This window comes from Butyrivibrio sp. XB500-5 (assembly GCF_003625505.1).
Classification (GTDB): Bacteria; Bacillota; Clostridia; order Lachnospirales; family Lachnospiraceae; genus Butyrivibrio.
Genome location: NZ_RAIS01000004.1, coordinates 101,514 through 122,193 on the forward strand (window position 1 = coordinate 101,514; position 20,680 = coordinate 122,193).

The 20,680-nt window shown below is 42.9% G+C and carries 18 protein-coding genes; 1 reads left to right on the forward strand and 17 read right to left on the reverse strand.

What is annotated here, in order from left to right; genetic code table 11:
• Positions 1–76 precede the first annotated feature (76 nt).
• From D6856_RS08490 to D6856_RS08570, 17 genes are all read right to left on the reverse strand, one after another.
• Positions 77–1,126, reverse strand: a complete 1,050-nt coding sequence (locus D6856_RS08490) for an electron transfer flavoprotein subunit alpha/FixB family protein (protein ID WP_092244093.1) — start codon at positions 1,124–1,126, stop codon at positions 77–79.
• A 28-nt stretch (positions 1,127–1,154) separates the two neighbouring features.
• Entirely contained in the window at positions 1,155–1,946 is a 792-nt protein-coding gene (locus D6856_RS08495; RefSeq protein WP_092244096.1) for an electron transfer flavoprotein subunit beta/FixA family protein, read from the reverse strand.
• Between the two features lie 33 nt (positions 1,947–1,979).
• Complete coding sequence (locus tag D6856_RS08500) at positions 1,980–3,140, reverse strand: acyl-CoA dehydrogenase (RefSeq protein WP_092244099.1); 1,161 nt, start codon at positions 3,138–3,140, stop codon at positions 1,980–1,982.
• A 118-nt stretch (positions 3,141–3,258) separates the two neighbouring features.
• Positions 3,259–4,131 (reverse strand): 3-hydroxyacyl-CoA dehydrogenase family protein, encoded by an 873-nt coding sequence (locus D6856_RS08505; RefSeq protein WP_120686535.1) that lies wholly within the window; start codon positions 4,129–4,131, stop codon positions 3,259–3,261.
• A 55-nt stretch (positions 4,132–4,186) separates the two neighbouring features.
• Positions 4,187–4,981 (reverse strand): enoyl-CoA hydratase-related protein, encoded by a 795-nt coding sequence (locus D6856_RS08510; protein WP_026514595.1) that lies wholly within the window; start codon positions 4,979–4,981, stop codon positions 4,187–4,189.
• 81 nt (positions 4,982–5,062) lie between these two features.
• The gene (locus tag D6856_RS08515) at positions 5,063–6,253 is read right to left on the reverse strand and encodes an acetyl-CoA C-acetyltransferase (protein ID WP_120656087.1); all 1,191 of its coding nucleotides are present in this window, start codon (positions 6,251–6,253) and stop codon (positions 5,063–5,065) included.
• A 181-nt stretch (positions 6,254–6,434) separates the two neighbouring features.
• Positions 6,435–8,474 carry a CotH kinase family protein gene (locus D6856_RS08520; RefSeq protein ID WP_207667271.1) on the reverse strand — a complete coding sequence of 680 codons (2,040 nt, stop codon included), beginning with the start codon at positions 8,472–8,474 and terminating at the stop codon, positions 6,435–6,437.
• 44 nt (positions 8,475–8,518) lie between these two features.
• Positions 8,519–9,049: a ribosome hibernation-promoting factor, HPF/YfiA family gene (gene hpf, locus D6856_RS08525; RefSeq protein WP_092244110.1), complete on the reverse strand. Its 531-nt coding sequence runs from the start codon at positions 9,047–9,049 to the stop codon at positions 8,519–8,521.
• 405 nt (positions 9,050–9,454) lie between these two features.
• Positions 9,455–10,786 (reverse strand): C40 family peptidase, encoded by a 1,332-nt coding sequence (locus D6856_RS08530; protein WP_243114058.1) that lies wholly within the window; start codon positions 10,784–10,786, stop codon positions 9,455–9,457.
• A gap of 69 nt (positions 10,787–10,855) precedes the next feature.
• Positions 10,856–11,797 carry a thioredoxin-disulfide reductase gene (gene trxB, locus D6856_RS08535; protein WP_120686537.1) on the reverse strand — a complete coding sequence of 314 codons (942 nt, stop codon included), beginning with the start codon at positions 11,795–11,797 and terminating at the stop codon, positions 10,856–10,858.
• A gap of 116 nt (positions 11,798–11,913) precedes the next feature.
• Positions 11,914–12,690 carry an HAD family hydrolase gene (locus D6856_RS08540; RefSeq protein WP_092244116.1) on the reverse strand — a complete coding sequence of 259 codons (777 nt, stop codon included), beginning with the start codon at positions 12,688–12,690 and terminating at the stop codon, positions 11,914–11,916.
• A gap of 14 nt (positions 12,691–12,704) precedes the next feature.
• Positions 12,705–13,427 (reverse strand): elongation factor P 5-aminopentanone reductase, encoded by a 723-nt coding sequence (gene ymfI, locus D6856_RS08545; RefSeq protein ID WP_120686538.1) that lies wholly within the window; start codon positions 13,425–13,427, stop codon positions 12,705–12,707.
• Positions 13,428–13,497: 70 nt separating this feature from the next.
• Complete coding sequence (locus D6856_RS08550) at positions 13,498–13,851, reverse strand: response regulator (RefSeq protein WP_092244123.1); 354 nt, start codon at positions 13,849–13,851, stop codon at positions 13,498–13,500.
• A gap of 25 nt (positions 13,852–13,876) precedes the next feature.
• The gene (locus D6856_RS08555; protein WP_120686539.1) at positions 13,877–14,764 is read right to left on the reverse strand and encodes a chemotaxis protein CheX; all 888 of its coding nucleotides are present in this window, start codon (positions 14,762–14,764) and stop codon (positions 13,877–13,879) included.
• A gap of 116 nt (positions 14,765–14,880) precedes the next feature.
• A complete protein-coding gene (locus D6856_RS08560; protein WP_120686540.1) occupies positions 14,881–16,638 on the reverse strand; it encodes a hypothetical protein in 1,758 nt (585 codons plus the stop codon).
• Between the two features lie 134 nt (positions 16,639–16,772).
• On the reverse strand, positions 16,773–17,912 hold the full coding sequence (locus D6856_RS08565; protein WP_158588883.1) for an SseB family protein: 1,140 nt from the start codon (positions 17,910–17,912) through the stop codon (positions 16,773–16,775).
• A gap of 38 nt (positions 17,913–17,950) precedes the next feature.
• Positions 17,951–19,228, reverse strand: coding sequence for a M18 family aminopeptidase (locus tag D6856_RS08570; RefSeq protein WP_120686542.1), 1,278 nt, complete (start codon positions 19,226–19,228; stop codon positions 17,951–17,953).
• 137 nt (positions 19,229–19,365) lie between these two features.
• On the opposite strand from D6856_RS08570, the gene D6856_RS08575 reads away from it, so the two are divergent.
• Positions 19,366–20,634, forward strand: coding sequence for an SLC13 family permease (locus tag D6856_RS08575; protein ID WP_092244138.1), 1,269 nt, complete (start codon positions 19,366–19,368; stop codon positions 20,632–20,634).
• Positions 20,635–20,680: the final 46 nt, after the last annotated feature.

Sequence of the window (20,680 nt, forward strand, 5' to 3'; positions counted from 1 at the left end):
AAAAGTATAGTTATAGAAAAATATCGCCGCAACCCCCCTAGGGGGATTGCGGCGCTATAAAAATCACGCTAAGTGATTACTTTTTTGCTGCAAGAGATTCTTTGATCTTCTTTGTAAGAGCGGGAACGATCTTGTTAAGATCTCCTACTACACCATAATCAGCTACATCAAAGATAGGAGCATTCTCATCCTTGTTGATAGCGATGATGATGTCTGACTCTTCCATACCTGCTACGTGCTGGATAGCACCTGAAATACCGATAGCAAAGTAAAGTGCGGGACGAACTGTCTTACCTGTCTGTCCAACCTGAAGATCCTTGGGCTTCCAGCCTGAATCTACAACTGCACGTGAGCAGGAAACTGTTCCGCCAAGTGCCTCTGCAAGATCATCAAGAAGCTTGAAGTTCTCTGCTGAACCAACTCCACGTCCGCCTGATACAAGGATCTTAGCTCCCTGGATATCAGCTACGCTTGAAGCCTCCTTAACGATCTTAAGGATCTCTGTATAGCAGTTGTTCTCTTCGAATCCGGGATTGAACTCAACTATCTCAGCCTTAGCGCCCTTGATAGGATCAATCTTCTGCATAACACCGGGACGAACCGTAGCCATCTGAGGACGGAAGTCAGGGCATGCAATTGTAGCGATTGTGTTTCCACCGAAAGCAGGACGTGTCATAAGAAGCTGTTTGTGCTTCTGCTCCTGTCCGGGAACAGCATTAAGCGGGAAATCACCGATATCAAGACTTGTACAGTCAGCTGTAAGTCCTGTATGTACTCTTGAAGATACTCTGGGGCCAAGGTCTCTACCAATGGCTGTAGCACCTACAAGAAGGATCTCAGGCTTAAACTCGTTAATAACAGATGCAAGAGCGTGTGTGTAAGGCTCTGTTCTGTAATCTTTAAGAGCAGGATCGTCTACTACGATTACTCTGTCTGCGCCATACTCGGCAAGCTTGTCTGAAAGTCCCTTCACACCGCTACCAAGTAATACAGCAGTTACTTTTTTCTCATCAAGATCTTCTGCAAGATTCTTTGCTTTGCCCAGAAGCTCAAGTGCAATGCTTGAAAGTTCATTGTCTACCTGCTGAGCAAATATAAATACACCTTTATATTCTTCTAAAGACATGACTCTTCTCCTTATCTTTTAATAAATATTAGATTACGTGTTTCTCTGTAAGTTTACCTACGATATAATCAACTGCCTCATCAACTGAGTCGGGAGCAACCTTTTCGCCCTGTCCCTTCTTAACCTTATCTGAAGCCTTTGCGATCTGTGTAGGTGAACCCTTAAGACCAAGGTTTGAATCGTCAACGTCCTTAAGGTCATTTCTGCCCCATACTGTAACTTCCTTCTCGAATGCATCGAAAATTCCGCCGGGAGTCATATATCTGGGCTCGTTAAGCTCTGAAAGAGCTGTTACAAGGCAAGGCATCTTAGCCTTAACGATGTGATATCTGTCCTCGAACTGTCTCTTAACTTCAACAGTCTTAGCCTTCTCGTCAACTTTGATCTCTTCTGCGTATGAGATAACAGGAAGGTTAAGGTGCTCAGAGATCTGAGGTCCAACCTGAGCTGTATCTCCGTCGATAGCCTGACGTCCTGTGATGATGAGATCATACTCAAGATTTCTGATAGCACCTGCGATTGTAGATGATGTTGCCCATGTGTCGGCACCACCAAGTACTCTGTCTGTTACAAGGATTGCCTTGTCGGCACCCATTGCAAATGCTTCTCTAAGTACAGCGTCAGCCTTGGGAAGTCCCATTGTAAGAACTGTAACCTCTGCGCCATACTGATCTTTTAATCTGAGGGCTGCCTCAAGTCCTGCTTTGTCATCAGGATTCATGATTGCAAGCATAGCACCTCTATCCAATGTTCCATCGGGTTTGAATTTAACGCCGCCCTTTGTATCGGGAACCTGCTTAATGCAAACAACAATTTTCATTATTCTTTTCTCCTTATATTTTTCGTCAAATAATTACTTCAAAAGAGCTCCAGAGATAACCATTCTCTGAACTTCGGATGTTCCCTCGTAGATCTCTGTGATCTTAGCGTCACGCATCATACGCTCAACTTCGTACTCTCTGATGTAACCGTAACCACCATGGAGCTGTACAGCCTTGGTAGTAACATCCATAGCAACTTCTGCTGCGAACAACTTAGCCTTAGCAGCCTCTACGCCGTAGTAAGCCTGGTTCTTCTTAGCATCTGCAGCCTGATATACAAGGAGTCTTGCTGCCTCGCACTGTGTAGCCATGTTAGCAAGCTGGAACTGTGTGTTCTGGAAAGCGCCGATTGCTCTGCCGAACTGCTTTCTCTCTTTTACATACTCAACTGTTCTGTCAAGAGCGCCCTCAGCGATACCAAGAGCCTGAGCAGCGATACCGATACGTCCACCGTCAAGAGTGTGCATAGCGATGTTGAAGCCCTTTCCTCTTGCACCGAGAATGTTCTCAGCAGGAATATGGCAATCCTGGAAGATAAGCTCATATGTAGAAGAACCGCGGATACCCATCTTGTTCTCCTTTGTTCCGAATGTAAATCCGGGAGTTCCCTTCTCAACGATGAATGCTGAGAACTTCTTCTGCTTTCTTCCCTTCTTGTCTTCTACGATATCTGTGTAAGCGATGATGATGTAAACATCAGCAACCTCACCGTTTGTGATAAAGCACTTAGAACCGTTAAGGATCCACTCCTTACCGTCTTCTGTAAGAACAGCCTTAGTCTGAACGCCCTGAGCGTCTGTTCCTGCCATGGGCTCTGTAAGACCGAAAGCACCGAGCTTCTCACCCTTTGCAAGGGGAACAAGGTACTTCTGCTTCTGCTCTTCTGTACCATAAGTCATGATAGGATCACAGCAAAGTGATGTGTGAGCTGATACGATAACTGCGGTTGTTCCGCATACCTTAGCAAGCTCCTCTACACACATAGCGTATGTAAGGGGATCACATCCCTGTCCGCCGTACTCCTTGGGAATCGGAATACCCATGAAACCGTACTTCTGCATTTTCTTTACAGTCTCGATAGGGAATTCCTCTGTCTCATCAACGTCTATTGCATGTGGCTTAACTTCTTTTTCTGCGAATTCTTTGAAAAGAGCTCTCGCCATTTCATGTTGCTGATCAAGCTGAAAATCCATTATTATTTCCTCCAATTTAAATATATATATTTGTTAGCTGATAAAGCGGAAGTTCCGCTCTCGCTTTGCTCGCCGGAACTAAGTAGTACACCAAGCTCGAAAAAACCTCGCTAGGAGATTACTTATCTGTTGGTGTTTTATTTCCGTCTGCGTAATTGTAGAATCCGATTCCGGTCTTAACGCCGAGCTTCTTACCGCGAACCATCTTACGAAGAAGAGGGCAAGCACGATACTTGGAATCACCTGTCTCTGCATAGAGAACGTCCATGATAGCAAGAACGATATCAAGTCCGATGTAATCACCGAGCTCAAGGGGTCCCATAGGATGGTTACATCCAAGCTTCATAGCTGTGTCGATACCCTGGATATCTGCAACTCCTTCTGAATATACGAAGATACCTTCGTTGATCATAGGAACAAGAATTCTGTTAACAACGAAACCTGCTGCCTCGTTAACCTGTACAGGAGTCTTGCCAAGGTCTACTGAGATCTTGTTGATCTTCTCAACCATGTCATCGGGAGTGTTGGCACCCTGGATAACCTCAATAAGCTTCATAACAGGAGCGGGATTGAAGAAGTGCATTCCGATGATGGGCTTTGAAAGTCCTGAACCGATCTCTGTGATTGAAAGTGATGATGTGTTTGATGCGAAAATGCAATCAGGGTTCTTAACGATGTTATCCTGAAGCTCCTTGAAAAGGTTCTTCTTAATATCCATAACCTCAAGAGCAGCCTCTACAACAAGATCTGCATCAGCACAGATGTCGTTAAGACCTGTCTGAATCTTACTTGTGATCTTATCAGCCTCTTCCTGAGTCTTCTTTCCCTTAGCAACCTGCTTATCAAGACCCTTCTTGATCTTAGCAAATCCACCTTCTGCAAACTCAGTCTTGATGTCGCAAAGATAAACCTTCTCTACGCTATCAGCCTGAGCAAATGTCTGAGCAATTCCTGAGCCCATTGTACCTGCGCCAATAACAGCTACCTTCATTTTAAAATCCTCCTTAAATTATCATTGTCTATGTTAATGTAATTGTTTCGCGTATTTATGCGTTCTTGAAGTCTACGACCTTAACCTTCTTGGGATCGTCTTTCTTTCTGAGGAAGTTAGCCATTCCCTCTTTCTGATCCTCTGTCTCGAAGCAAGAACCAAAGAGCTTCTCCTCGATAACAAGTGCTGCATCGATATCTGTCTGAAGACCGTCGTTGATAGCCTTCTTGCAAGCGCGTACAGCGATAGGTGCGTTTGCAGCGATCTGTGATGCCATCTTCTCAGCAGCTGCAAGGAGCTCTTCCTGAGGATATACAGCATTTACAAGACCGATTCTGTAAGCCTCGTCTGCCTTGATGTTGCGTGCTGTGTAGATAAGCTGCTTAGCCATTCCTGCGCCGATGAGACGTGCAAGTCTCTGTGTTCCGCCAAATCCGGGTGTGATTCCGAGACCAACCTCAGGTTGACCAAACATAGCATTCTCTGAGCAGATACGAATATCGCAGCTCATTGAGATCTCACATCCGCCGCCAAGTGCGAATCCGTTAACTGCAGCAATAACAGGGAGAGGGAACTCCTCAATCTTACGGAATACATCGTTACCCTTCTTACCGAAAGCCTCACCCTCAGCCTTAGTAAGTGTGCTCATCTCTCCGATATCTGCACCTGCAACGAATGACTTGTCTCCGGCACCTGTAAGAACAACGGCTCTTACAACATTAACGTCAATGCTGTCAAAAGCAGCGCCAAGATCATCAAGAACCTGTGAGTTAAGCGCATTGAGCGCTTCAGGACGATTGATGGTGATAACAGCGATTTTGTCTTTAACTTCGCAATTTACAAAACTCATGTTTTCTTCTCCTTTTTATTTTGAGCGCACAATAGTCTGCCCTGAAAACACGGCAGACTATCGCGTCATTGATTTATAGGATTATTCGTACTTCTCAACGATTGTAGCGCATCCCATTCCGCCACCGATGCAAAGAGTAGCAAGACCCTTCTTAGCATCAGCTCTTCTGCCCATCTCGTGAAGAAGAGTTACAAGAATACGGCATCCTGAAGCTCCTACAGGATGTCCGAGTGCGATAGCGCCACCGTTAACGTTAACCTTGTTCATATCAAAGCCAAGATCCTTAGCTACAGCAACAGACTGTGCTGCGAAAGCCTCGTTAGCCTCGATAAGATCGATATTGTCAAGTGAAAGACCTGTCTTCTTAAGAACCTTGTTTGTAGCTGCAACAGGACCGATACCCATAACCTCGGGCTCAACACCTGCAAGTGCTCCGCCTACCCATGTAGCCATAGGCTTGATTCCGAGCTCTTTAGCCTTCTCTTCGCTCATAACAACGATAGCAGCTGCACCGTCGTTGATACCTGAAGCGTTACCTGCTGTTACAAGTCCGCCTTCTTTTCCTGAGCAGCATTTAAGCTTTGAAAGAGACTCAGCTGTTGTGCCGGCACGAGGGCCCTCATCAACCTTGAAGTCTACGATTTCTTTTTTAACCTTTACGGGAACGGGAACGATTTCATCGTTGAATTTGCCGTCTGCCATAGCCTTCTCGCACTTCTGCTGAGAATTAGCCGAGAATGCGTCAAGCTCTTCTCTTGTGAGGTTCCATCTGTCGCAGATATTCTCTGCTGTGATCATCATGTGATAGTGATTGAATGCATCTGTAAGAGCATCGTTTACCATTGTATCAACAACAGTTCCGTTGTTCATACGATATCCGAAACGTGCGTTGGGAAGTGCGTAAGGAGCCATTGACATGTTCTCCATACCGCCTGCTACTACTATATCAGCCTCGCCTGCCTTGATAAGATCGGCTGCCATGTTAACACAGTTAAGGCCTGAGCCGCATACTACATTGAGTGTAACTGCAGGAGTCTCAATAGGAAGACCTGCCTTGATTGAAGCCTGTCTTGCAACGTTCTGTCCGAGACCTGCCTGGATAACGCATCCCATAAGAACTTCATCAACCTGCTCAGGTTTAACACCTGCACGATTAAGTGCCTCCTTGATAACGATTGAACCAAGTTCAGCTGCAGGAGTGCCACTGAGTGCTCCGCCCATTTTGCCGATGGCGGTTCTGCATGCGCCTGCTAATACTACCTTCTGTGCCATAACGTAATACCTCCGTTTGTGGGCGTTTATCGCCCTTTTTAATTTGTATTTTCTTATTTATTTTTCATTTTCGATCTGATTGACAAATTTTTATCAGAACAGGTTTATTTTAGCATACCACCCATTCAAATGCAAGGAAAATAAAGGGCTCTTCCCTTGCCACATCATGTTGTGAAATTTATCAATACAGTACAAAATCTTCCTCTAAATACTCTGAAATATATGCTCCTCTCTCTTTCAAAAAATCGTCCAGCTCAGAAAGATCTTTTTCATAATCTGCTTCGCTGTAATCAGGATTTTCAAACCTTCTGATCGTTTCGATGTTTTGCTTCCTATATATATGATCATATTCCATAAGCTGCTCATGCAGATTATCATATGAAAGTTCATTCTCCAAAAGCCTGTTCATCTCTTCTTTGAACTGCTCTTTAAAACCTTCTCTCTCATACATACATCCGGGAAGAAACATATTCTCTCCCTTATCTCTGTAATATGAGATCGTGTCAAACGATGGATCCGAACATGTTACATCGAGATCATATGCAGCCCAGTTCCACTTCCCACCTTTCTCCTTATAAAGAAGCTGGTTGTGATCGGGATCTATATCCTCATCGTTAAAAAACAGCAACGCACAGAAATAGTCGATCATGTTATCTATATTAATAGAAGATTCCACAAGACTATATTGTTTAGGGTCGGTAAGATCATAGTAAACAAGCTCCTCTATGGATCTGTGGTGATCACCCTCTGCGATCTCACCGCCAAACTCAGCGATATTGTTCTTGACCACATAAAGATCCTCGGGAGTAATTCCCAGATGATTTGCGAAATATTCCTCGTCATACTGCTCGCGAAGCGTATAAATGCCCCAGTATTCACCGTTCAAAAACAGCACACACGGGCGCGAAGCGTTATTGGCTATTCCGGCATCATCGAGAACGGAATGCAAAAACGCCTCTTGGAATACTATCCTTCCATCACCTTTGCGGAGTCTCATTTTCTTTTCATCATCATAGAATCCACAGGAAAAAGAGCTTTCGTCGGAATAAATATCTCTTACAAAAAGATTGAGCGATTTCTGGAAGACAAATCTTGTAGATTCACCCGCAATTCTTATTCCGATATCTTTTTTATCCGACATCTTCCTATCTTTATCGAACATAGTCATGGTCGCGGTTCTTTCCCACTCTCTTCCCATATATGATGAATTTGTATATTCCAAACGATGGACTTCTTCCCCTTTCTCATCCACAAAGCTTGGTGGGATCTCGTCATCCGGAAGATTCTCAAATCCGCCAAGCTTCTTGTACTCATCATATTTTTTCCCGAGTGTATATATACCTCTGTCGTAGTCAAAGAGATTTCCCGGGTCGGTTACAAGCGACATTATCTCAACATCCTTGTACTGTGGCTTGTTCTCAAAGCCCACAAAATATACATGACTTACAACACTACTCTTCTTACCCGTTATATTATTGACCGCGATAGCCTTGATGACATTCGCTTTGTCTATCTTATAATTCGGTGCCTCATAGATCGGATACATGATCTCATTGGCATAGATGTTGTCCTTACTGCTCGCATCAGACAATGTTATCGGCGCCCTATATTTTTTTGAATTCTCAGTAGGTTCACTTCCGTCATCTGTATAGTAGACAGTGTCAAACAATCCGGCGGAAAGCTTTAGCTTCGTCCCTTCTTCGTAAAAGCCGTCATCAATTGAAAACTCAGGTTCATTTATATGCTCGGTCTCAACAAAAAGAGCTTCATCATTAGTCTCTCCGGGTGTTCCGGTCAAGGTCTCAAAATCTCCCGTACCGTCTTTTTCTCTGGAAAAAGAGACATTGTAAGGAAGAAGCGGCACAGCTACAGCGTCAACTACTCGGCCGCCCTCGGTGCTCAGATAAACAGTCTCTCCGTTTTTATCAATATTAAAAGGAGCCTCATCCCCGGAAAGCCAGATAACTCTGTGCTCCCTCGGTGCGATCGGCGTCTCCAATTTTATCTTTTTAAGGTCCTTCTTGGAATCGGAAAGATAATAATCAGTGTAGATATCCTCATCGGACAGATTGCAGATCTCTATATAGTCAGAATAATTACCTTCTTCATCAGAAGCTATCGAGAAATTATAGCCGCATACCTCGTTTATACAAATAATAGGCTCATCATCTTTTTGCTCACAATAAAAAAGGGTTGCTGCGCCGGCTGTCAGCAACCCCATGAGTAAGCCTATCCTCTTGTATCTGTTAGAGAAAAATGTACGTATCATAATTCAGGTTCGATCAATCCGTATGTGTTGCCCTTTCTCTTATATACTACATTAACCTGATCGGTCTCTGCATTAACAAACACAAAGAAGTTGTGTCCCAAAAGTTCCATCTGTACGCATGCATCCTCAGCATACATAGGCTTGGGATCGAATTTCTTCATTCTTTCGATGCGAATGGCTTCTTCATCCATATACTCGCTCTCGATATATTCTTTTTTAAAGTTGCTGGCCTCAGCCTGCTGCTTGTCAACAAGTTTGCTCTTATACTTTTTGAGCTGTCTTTCAATGATCTCTTCTACAAGGTCAATAGATACATACATATCATTGCTTACCTGCTCGGCACGAATAATCTTGCCTTTAACAGGAATGGTAACCTCAATCTTATGTCTCTCCTTATCGACATTTAATGTGACGTTGGCAATAGTATCAGGAGTGAAATACTTCTCAAGCTTTCCGATTTTCTCCTCGACTGCTGCCTTCAATCCGGGTGTTACATTGATGTTCTTTCCAATGATAGTAAATTTCATGCAATCATCCCCTTTACTGCGGCTAAAAGAGCCGTTTTTTGTATATATACAGTATATCATTTTATGAAGCGGGTATGCAATTTATAAGAGCCATTTGATGCACAAACTTCCCCCTGAATATCGCTTTTTGTAAAAAATGCACAATAAAATATCCGCTGTTTTCCATTGTATAAAATATACTTTTTAATCAGCATGTTGTGGATAAAGTGGATAACTTCGTGTATAAGTTCATTTTTAGCCATTTTTTTCAAAAAAAATGTGGATAACTTTTCCAGAAAAATATGGTAAAAAACTTTGCAAACCCAGTTGACATTTGGCTTTATGTGCATAATGGAGAAAATATAGAATGTATGAATTTAGGACTTGAAAAAAGAGCTCCTTGTGTGTAACAAGGAGCTCTGATTATTAGAATATTCTTCTTACGGCAAGTACCGGACGATAGGATGCATCCGATATCTTGATACCTGTCTTGGCAGTTGATGCATGTACGATCTGTCCGTTACCGATATAGATAGCAACGTGACCTGAGTAGCAAACAATATCACCGGGCTGCGCATTGGCAAGTCCGTCGACCGCTGAACCCTGACTTCTGTCAGCACCGGAACTATGAGGCAGGCTGACACCAAAGTTAGCATATACACTCATAACAAATCCCGAACAATCGGTTCCGTTTGTAAGTGAAGATCCACCATATACATAAGGATTTCCTACAAACTGCTGAGCATACTGAGCAACGGCTGCACCGATCGAGCTGCTCTCTGTTGTGTATGAAGCAGCTGAATTGTATGATTTACCGGAATTTCCTCCATCTGCTTTGTCTTTGGAAGTATTGGCCTTAGCCGCTTTATTGGCTGCCTCTCTGGCTGCCTTCTCCTTAGCAAGACGCGCTTCCTCTTCTTCCTTGGATTCAGCCTGTACAAAGTCTGTCCAAAGTCTTACATAATCGGTGGAAACGTATCCTTCACCTTCCTCGACGTTAACCTTAACCCATCCGTCAAGTTCTTCATCTACAACAAGTTCATCATCTATAGGAATAAGTTCAATTACACTGTCATCGGTACTCGGGCCGCTTCTTACATGAAGGGTGGTTGTTGTAACGGTAGCCATTCTTGTGCCGACTTTCTTGGCAAGCTCAACAGCTTCATCACCTGTCACACAGAACTCTGCCTTAACATATCCCTCTACCTTACCTGACTTAATCTTGTACCAACCGTTGTCTTCTTCTATGAAAGTACCAACGGATTTATCATATAATTTACCGACTATGTCGCCTTCCTCACTCGGATTATCTCTTACATTAACATAATGATCGACCTGAGCGATAACAAGAGTCTTGAAAAGTTCTTCCTCTTTCTCTTCTTCTGACTTCTGCTCCTCTGTCTTCTTATCAATTACAGCTCCTGTTGCAGACTGAATATCTTTAAGGATGCTATCAGTAATGTTAGAAGCTGAAGGAGTCTCATCCGTAACTGCTTCAGAAGACTCTATGTCTTCCACAACGGATTTGCTGACACCTGAAATAGAAGTTTCAGCTTTAGAATCCTTGGTGTCATCTTCCAAAGACTGCTGAAGATTGGAAAGTGATACCTGATCGTTTCCTAAGGCGTATGTGATGCCCGCCTGTGGAAGAACGCTTGAAACCTTACCCGATGCCGCATATGAAACATTATTTATATTTGCAAATGTTATGATAGATGCGGCAGAAAAAACCGCGATCCGCATAGCTTTTTTACTCAATAAAAACCTCCAAACTATCTGCCAATTAAAAGTTGCACCCTTTTACAATACGTTATTTTGGCTATTATGTCAACTTTTGGCCTTTCCGACAAGGAAATCTTGTACACTTGTAACAGTATTTGCACCGTCCGCAACCGCTGTAACTACCTGGCGTAGTCTCTTTTTTCTGGAGTCTCCCGCAACGAAAATTCCGGGGGTATTTGTAGCTCCGTCTTCACCTGCGATCACATAGCCGTTTTCATCACATTTCACAATATCCGCAAAGACATCCGTAGAAGGATGTATACCGATCGCAACAAAGATACCGTCGACGGAAAGTTCCTTTTCTTCTTTATTATTAACGTTTTCTATAAGAAGACGATTAACTTTATCTTCGCCTCTGATCTCTTTTACCACACTGTCCCAGATCACTTCGATATTCTTTATGCCAAAAAGTTCATCCTGAAGTATCTTGGCCGCTCTGAGTTCATCTCTTCTGTGAATAAGATAAACCTTCTCTGCAAATCTGGATAAGAAGATCGCATCCTCAACGGCAACATCTCCTCCGCCGTTAACCGCGGTCACCTTTCCTCTGTAGAACGCACCGTCGCAAGTCGCGCAGTATGAAACGCCTTTGCCGATATATTCTTCCTCGCCGGGAATACCAAGCTTGGAATGATGTGCACCAGTGGCAAGGATTACTGTATGTGTCTCGTAATCTCCCGAATCCGTCTTAATCTTATAAACAGGAGCCTTGGTATCAGAGCCCTTTTCAACACATTCTATGCCTGTCACTGTTCCATCAGCAAACTCGGCTCCGAGCTTGTCGGCATGCTCTCTGAATTTCATGGCAAGATCAAACCCGTTGACACCCGGAATCCCCAGATAATTGTCAACCTCGTAGGTATCGATTATCTGTCCTCCGCTCACGGGATTCTTTTCTATTATAAGCATGTTAAGTCCGGCTCTCTTTGCATAAACAGCCGCAGAAAGACCTGCGGGGCCGGATCCGATTATTATAAGATCGTACATAATTGACCTCCTTAAACAATGAAACACTTCAAGAGACATCTTTTTCTCTTTTATTTAAATTGCGCACAATTTAATTGTGTCACTGTTTTGTTATTTGTAAAGTCTTTTTGTCTGTCTTATATAAGTTCAAATTTCTTCAGCGCATTCCAGATACCGTCATCCTCGAGATAAGTTGTGACGAAATCAGCCGTCTTTTTTACTTCCTCCGGAGCTCTTCCCATCGCAACACTCTTGCCGGCTACTTCAAGCATATCCATGTCGTTTACGCTGTCTCCGAATGCTATGGTATTCCCGATGTCTTCCGACAAAAGCTCGCATACCTTTTCAATTCCCGTTCCTTTGTTAAATCCCTTGGGGACCATCTCAACGATCGCCTCGTTATGGATAATGAAATCATAAAGATCGGAAAGCTCATCAAAGCAGCTCTTGGTATCGCAATCGATAGTTGCACACGATAGCTTGTTCATCTCCCACTTGCCCCAGTTATCGTTAATGCCTCTGAGTCTGTCGCCCATCTCGGCCATTACCTTTTCACCGTACATATCGCCTTCAAAATCACTTCGTTCAAGATAAAGATATCGCGGTCCTTCGAGAATGGATTTAAAGTTATAGCGGTTTACCGTCTCAACGGTTCTTATAGCATCATCACTGTTTATAAGTCTGTTGAAAATAATCTCGCCGTTGTTTTCTATCATGCATCCACATGCTGAAACTATTCCGTCAAAGCCAAGCCCGAGCAATTCTTTATTGCTGATAAAAGATCTTGCTCTTCCCGAGTTCAAGAAACATTTATGTCCGTTCTCTTTTGCTCTTCTTATTCCTTCCTTGGTAGTATCCGGGATCCAGTTCTTGTAATCCCAAAGCGTTCCGTCGATGTCAAAAAATAAAACCATTAAAAAATCTCCAATCAAATCCAACCGCCGTCTAGCGTTATTATCTGTCCCGTCATGTATGCGGGCGCATCGGCTATCAAAAGGGCAAGGTCCGCCACTTCCTTGGCCTCTCCCATTCTTCCCATGGGTATCTCATCTTCAAGCTCTTTAAGATCTTCTTCAGATAAATGTTTTCTGTTCATATCCGTGTCAACGACACCGCATGCGATAGCATTAACCTGTATCCCGCTTGGCGCCAGCTCTTTTGCAAGTGCTTTGGTAAAAGAATTAACGCCGCCCTTGGAGGCTGAGTAAGCAACCTCACATGATGCTCCGACGCTTCCCCACACGGAAGATATGTTTATTATCTTACCACAATGCTTTTTTATCATAAGGGGAATCGCAAATTTGGATGTATAAAAAAGAGAATCGAGGTTTGTAGACATAAGCCTATCCCAATCTTCTTTTTCCATATCCGTAAGCAGTCCCAAAAAAGCCACTCCGGCATTGTTTATAACAATATCGATGTCATTGATGTCGCCAAAGAGTTTTTTTACCGAATCGTAATCGCCCATATCGCAAGTACATGCGCGACATTTAATTCCATATTTTTCCGACAGCTCTTTTGCCAGCATATCAAGCTGTTCTTTACTTTTTATGCATGTAAGGATGAGGTCGTCTCCTGCCTTTGCAAAGCCTTCGGCCAGAGCTTTTCCTATTCCTCTGGCTGCCCCTGTGATAAGTACTTTTCTGTTCATTTTGTCACCTTTGTATAAAAAAGAAATACCGCCTTACATATTACTGTAAGGCGGTCATTAAATCAAATTTTCAGCATCTTGACAATGCATCGATGACGGTTTCCTCAATAAAGGGCTTCGCCACAAATTCAACCGCCCCAAATTTAACCGCCTCCAACATCTTCTCCTTCTGTCCCGCGGCCGTTATCATAACGACTTTTGCATCGGGATTGTTCTTTTTAATGAGTTTTAGTGATTCTATTCCGTCAACTCCCGGCATCGTTATATCCATCGTCACAATATCGGGATTAAGCTTGACGTACTCATCAAACCCTTCCTGTCCGTCCACGGCTTCTCCAACAACATTGAAGCCCGCTCTTTCCAGGATATCTCTGAGTATTCTTCTGGAAGTTCTTGAATCATCAACTATCAATACACTTTTCATCTACTCACCCTCCGGCGTAGCCGTTTCACTTAACTTCAATGTCTTTGGATATAGCTATAAGGTACTTAACTTCGCCTCCGCATATGTAGATCGGCATAACCATGATCTCTTCGCAGCTGGCTTCAGGGAAGGACACATAGAAATTGGGCGGCTCAAGCTCAATGCGTGTATCATTTCTGCTTTGCTCGGTAGCATACAGACCGTTTATACAGTTAATAAGCTCGCATATCGCATCAAGTGCGTCCTCTTTTGTCTCAATAAATTCTTCTTTTGTATATGCAATGGCCATTCTCTGCACATCTTCATACTTACCTGAAATTGCAACTACGGCTTTCTGATCTCCGTGGAATTTCTGAACGCCCAGAACCTCATCTTTTATTGTAGATACTTTATAAGCCTTTCCGACAAAGATATGGTTGTCCACAAGCCTGTACATATTTTTGATTCCCATTGAGAACATCGCTCTGTATACAGGATCTTCCGTTGCAAGGAAAATGGGCACAATCCTCTCTACGTCGCCGGATTTTAATGCGGACATATCGGATTCGGTAAATCCGTGGAGTACCTGATAATCCTCTTCAACTTCTCTGAGTTTCTCCATGGAAAGATATCCAAGATCCACTATTGCCTGTATGAATGCCAAATATGAATTACCTTGAAGTTCCAAAAGTCTGCTGACTTGTGTTTCAGACAGATAGCCCCGCTCGACGGCAATGTCGCCAAAACGTTTATCCATAGATGCCTGCATAGCATTAACCTGCTCTGCCTGAGCTATAGACATAAGCTTCTCAGAGACAGCGATTACTCCAAGCTTAGCCCTATTGGATTCCTGCAAGCGATACGCTTCCGCAATCTGATTCTTATCAAGTAAGCCTTGTTCTAACAAATATACGCCAATTAAACGATCAAACATGTTGTCGCTCCTATCAGAATCTTATATTCTGTCTAATGCAATAAAAAAACGGACAATAGCCTACATTAATATTGTAGACTATAATCCGTTTATAAACAAGCTATCAATAATTAACTTTATTCCATAAGCCAACCATAATTCTGAACTTCAATTGAATCCATCTTTCCGTCGTCTCTTACATGAATCTCAATTTTGTTTCTTCTGTTCTGATCAAGCGGGATCTTATAGCGTCCATAGCTCTTATCATACTCATAATTTGAAATTCCCTTTGATGAAAGCCATGCCTCTACATCACTCTGAGTTGATGATCCCTTGATTCCACCGGGCAATTCAACTTCAAGCTTATTGATACTTGAAGTATAATATGTGATCTGAGTTACGATCGTGTACTTAATATAGCATGCGCTTGTTGTAACATTATATGCGCTTACATACAGACGGTCGTCTCCCTTGGCAAGAGTAAGTGCATATCCTGAATTGGCACCTACCGTATGAGTCTCATCGCCGCCAAAGCTCCATCCGTCTTCCAAAAGTACTTTAAGCGGAACAGGTACATTGTATACTTTTCCGTTTATCGAAATATTACCGGATAAAGGATCGTCTCCAAGAGAAGAAGGTGCCTTGTACTGGCTAAGGTACTCGGGCTCATCTCCGCTAACCTGTTCTTCTCCGATGTCAGAAGGCTTTTCCTGATTCTTTAATGAGACATACGAAAGTTTATTGGTCTCTTTATCAAAATTATACTTTATTTCAACCGTCGTCATGTAGTCGGTATCATTAGCTTCTTCATAAGAAATGTTATAAAATGAACTTCCGTCATATTCATTTGAAGGTTCACCATAAACAGCTATAATGCTCTCTTTGGTGGCATCGTTAAACTTTACGTCTCCGCCATGGAATGAAAGATCCATTCCACCCTTCTCTACATCAAAATCGTTAAATTGAATACTTGTAACATAACCCTCGCCAAGCTCCTTCGCATCAATCGAGAAATTAGTTACGTATACATCAAGTTTTCTTGATTCTGTTCCGGGTGTAAGCACATAGATAATCTCACGGTCGCCCGAACCAAGTAATATCTTGGCATCACTGTCCTTGTTATACTGCCATCCGTCGTCTATAAGCTCCTGAATTCTTACAGGAAGCTGATAAGTTTTTCCGTTAAGAGTAAAAGAAGTCAATCCGTTGGGATCAGCCTCCGCATGAGGTACTGAAGCCTGCTCTTCTTTTTCTTCCTTTTCTTCAGCTACTTCTGTTGCCTGTGTTGAAGCCTCATCTGCTGATTCTTCTTCCTCTTGCGTAGAAACAGGTGTTGCAACAGTTGCTTCTTCCGATGCTTCCGCTACCGCAACATCTTTGTCACTCTTGTTTCTGCCCATGAACATGGCAGCATTTACCAATGTAAAGACAATCAAAACAGCCGCAACTATGCCGCCGATAATAAACAACTTTTTCTTGTCATTTCCCTGAGGTGGAATATTGTTTCCGCCAAAGGGCTGAGCTCCACCAAACTGATTCTGCTGATAATTTCCGGACTGTCCGAAATTCCCTTGCTGAAAGTTCCCCTGTCTGAAATTTCCTTGCTGCTGAAAATTACCCTGCTGCCGGAAATTAGCCTGCTGGAAAGGTCCCTGCTGTTGGAAAGCACCCTGTTGTCCGGGATTTGCAGCGGGCTGACCAATATTTCCAAACTGTTGCTGGAAATTATTTGGAGCCGGTGTAGGGTTTGGATTCTGAACCTGTCCCTGTTGAGGCTGGGTTTCCTGATTCACATTCCCCACTGACTGATTCACAGGCTGATTTGCCCGGTTTACATCCCCTGTCCCCTGATCGATCGGTTGTCCGGTCATGGGATCAAACTTTTTTTCACTCATTTCATACTTCTCCTCTCAAACAAAATAATCACAACACTTAAATAAATATTTCTATTTATTTACACAAGTATATTATGTTTTTTGAGAAATGAAAAGAGTTTTTTACACTTTTGGTTACATTTTTAATATTTGCGTCAAATGGCTTCCATTCTCTCCTTGGGAATAACAATTCCCTGGCCATCGGGATTGATCCTGATACCGTCTTTATCCTTGGCAAATTTGATCACATCGGCATACTTAAATACAGCCGCATTCCATCCGCTTCCGCTTAGCTTCTTGGAAAACTCGAGCCCGTCGGTAAATATCGGAAGGTATTCTTTTCCCTCTTTTGTCTTTATCACCGGGAATTTGAATTTGGTGTCCTTGCAGGGTTTCATTCTTCCGTCTTCAAGAACTTCCACATCTCCCTCATGCTGCATGGGGACAATGAAACTTCCCTTCTTGATGCAATCGACCATCCTCGCCTCTTTTGCCTTAATAACTTCAGGCTTCTGCTCATAGTTAACAGGCCATGAAAGCTCCGATATAAAATCCAGCATTGTAAAATTAAGCGCAGGATTGACGATCTCATTTCCGGAATTGCCCTTCCAATCTCCTACAGCCATAACAATCTCATTTCTCTTAAACCTAGCCTTATATGCTCCGTTATCGATTATCAGATTCTCAATTCCGATGTAATAGAGATAGTCAAAAAAGCCTTTTCCCGATGATGCATCGCTTATATTCTTCACTTCATTTACGACAATCTTTCTGTACTGCTTCATATAGAGCGCAGCGGCCTTACTCGCAAGCTCTTTTTCAAAATAGACATTGACAAAGCCGGCGTCTATAAAAGGATATCTTGTTCCGGCATCATAGAGAACAAACAGCGTTTCGGCATTTCTTATCCTATCAAGTACTTCGTTATATACTTTTCTGTGATTTTTCTCATATTCGGGAAGCGGTGACTCTTTATGATACGCTTCAAGAGTTGTCAAAAGAAATAACAGTTCCTGCGAAGTCAGCTCTTTGATCACATTGGTATCTATATCTTCTTCATAGATCAGCATGCCGACTTCATTCTTGCGTTCAAAGGACACCGTATCTTCCAAAAGCTCGCATTCTGCATCCTTGATGTTTACTTTGTTTATTCTGGAAACCACGGGCCACCTCAGATTCTCGTGAGCCTTCTTTACTTCTTCAATTGCTTTTTCTTTTTCTGCGACCTTCTCTCTTTCGAGAGCCTCCTCACCGTCTTTTCTTTTATCTTTGGAAAAAAGATCTAATATTCCCATTTGCAAAACCTCTTTCATATTATTTATTCTGATAAAAATCAAGCCTTATACTCATAAAATGCCTTGGATGCCTTGACCAAATATTCGGGATCCAAGCTTCCGGCAGATTCATACGGCGAATGCATGGCAAGCTGTGCAAGTCCAATATCCACTGTATCTACAGATACCTGTGCGGTTGAGATATTTCCAAGCGTTGAACCGCCCGCGATATCGGAGCGATTGGTGAATGTCTGGAACGGCACCTTCGCCTTTTCGCAAATAAGCTTAAAGAACGCCGCGGAAACAGCATCTGTCGTATACTTCTGGTTTGCATTATACTTGATGACTATGCCTTTGTTCATCACCGGTCTGTTCACGGGATCTGCCTTGTCTGCATGATTGGGATGAACCGCATGTGCATTATCCGCTGATATCATAAAGCTGTTTGCGACCGCGGTGTAATACTGCTGATTGTTTCTTCCGAGAGCTTCATTTATGCGGATAAGCGTATCCTTAAGGAATGTGGAATCTGCGCCCTGCTTGGTTCCGCTTCCGACTTCTTCATTATCAAACACGCAATGCATGGCAACATTATCGGAATCGCCGGCATTAAGAAATCCCTCAAATGTGGTATACACGCACTCTTGATCGTCAAGCCTTGAACTTGAAAGATATTCCTCGTTGGCGCCCCAGAATGTGGGTTTCACCCTGTTATATAAAAAGAGGTCGTGGCCCAATATTTCCTCTTTTTCCACTCCGGCTGCTTTTGCGATCACATCAAAAAACTTATCCTTGGCTTCGGCATCACCAAATACAGGGATCATATCAACCTGCGGATTGTATTTGTATCCGTCATTGGCCTCTCTGTTCATATGGATCGCAAGTGAAGGTATCATGAGAAGATCCCTGTCCACATTTACAAGCTTTGTCTTATAGCCCTTCTTCTTGGCTTTAACTATGAGCCTTCCGGCCACGGATAGAGGTCTGTCAAACCACTGCGCACATAGCATTCCGCCGTACTTCTCCGTATTGAGCTTGACGTATGCTCCGCTGCCCTCCATTTCAGGATTCTCTTTTATCTTAAAAGAAGGAGAGTCGCTGTGACTTGCGATCATATAAAATCCTTTGAAGTCTTTTTGGGGAATCTTAAAAGAAATAACGGAAGAATCATTACGGGTAACAAAGTACTTTCCCGCCTTGAGTTTCCACTCTTCGTTCTCCTTAAGCTCCGTAAAGCCCTCTTTTACAAGCTTCTCCTTTAGATTTTCAACCACATGAAAGCAAGTGGGGCTCTTATCTATGAAATTCATCATATCTTTTGCAATCTTTTTACTCATATAGCACCTCCGGTGATTACTTAAATTATAGCACGCCTTTTTTACGTGGCACTATTTGTTTGACAAATGCATTTTTCTTACGTAGTATTGCTTTATATCGAATTTTATAATTCATGTTTTTATGAGGAGATCCTGAATTGAAAACAATAGCAATCATTCTATTTATACTGATGTATATTCTTATGATCACTTTGCCGAAGAGACGTGCGATAGTTGCTCTTTCAACCGCCGTAGTCTTCGTAATATTGGGGATCCTTCCAATAAATAAAGTATTCGGTGCTATAGACTGGAACATTCTAATGATGATCTTTGGTACGATGGTCATCGTCGATTACTTCATAGAATCCAAGATGCCTAACTTAATAGCGGATAAGCTGTTAAATCTCGCTCCCAACGTTATGTGGGTTACGATTTTCATGTCGCTGTTTTCGGGAATCATCTCGGCATTTATAGACAACGTTGCAACGCTTCTAATGGTTGCTCCCGTAGGACTTGCGATCTGCAAAAAGCTTAAGATATCGCCCGTACCAATGATAATCTGTATTGCGGTTTCATCCAATCTTCAGGGCGCGGCGACTCTTGTAGGTGATACAACATCCATCATGCTGGCTGGTGCCGCACATATGGACTTCAACGACTTCTTCTGGATGAACGGTCACCCCGGAATCTTCTTTGCCGTTGAACTCGGTGCTCTCGCAACCGTTCCTATTATGATGTATCTCTTCAGAAAAGATAAAGAACCTGTACATTCAAACGAAAACACAGTAGTAACAGATTATGTTCCCACGATAACGATGCTCGGTCACGTAGTATTTCTCGTTATTGCTTCTTTCTTCCAGAACAAGCCCGAGATTACAAACGGTGTGATCTGTATGGTATGCGGTATCATCAATATCATCTGGGAGATACAGATTTCAAAAGGAACCGACAGCATGTGGCATTCGCTCAAAGCAATCGACTATGACACAATGCTCCTTCTTGCAGGACTCTTCTGTGTAATAGCCGGAATCAGAAACGTAGGTATCATCGATGATCTTGCGAACATGATCGCAACAGCCGGAAAAGGAAATGTCTTCCTTCTCTACACGGTAATCGTATTCGGATCAGTCGCCGTATCTGCATTTATTGATAACATACCGTATGTAGCAACGATGCTTCCGGTTCTTTACAGTCTTTCAAGGGTTATGAACACAGATCCGATTGTTTTATATTTCGGTCTTTTGATCGGAGCAACACTCGGCGGTAACTTAACTCCCATCGGAGCATCTGCCAATATCGCAGGTGTCGGAATGTTGAGAAAAGATGGTTACGAAGTAAGCTTCGGTGACTTCATGAGAATCGGAGTTCCGTTTACATTAACCGCAGTTGTAGTCGGATATCTCTTTATCTGGTTTGTATATGCATAAAATAAAGGCTTTCGCTTTGATCTTAAATCATAAAGCGAAAGCCTTT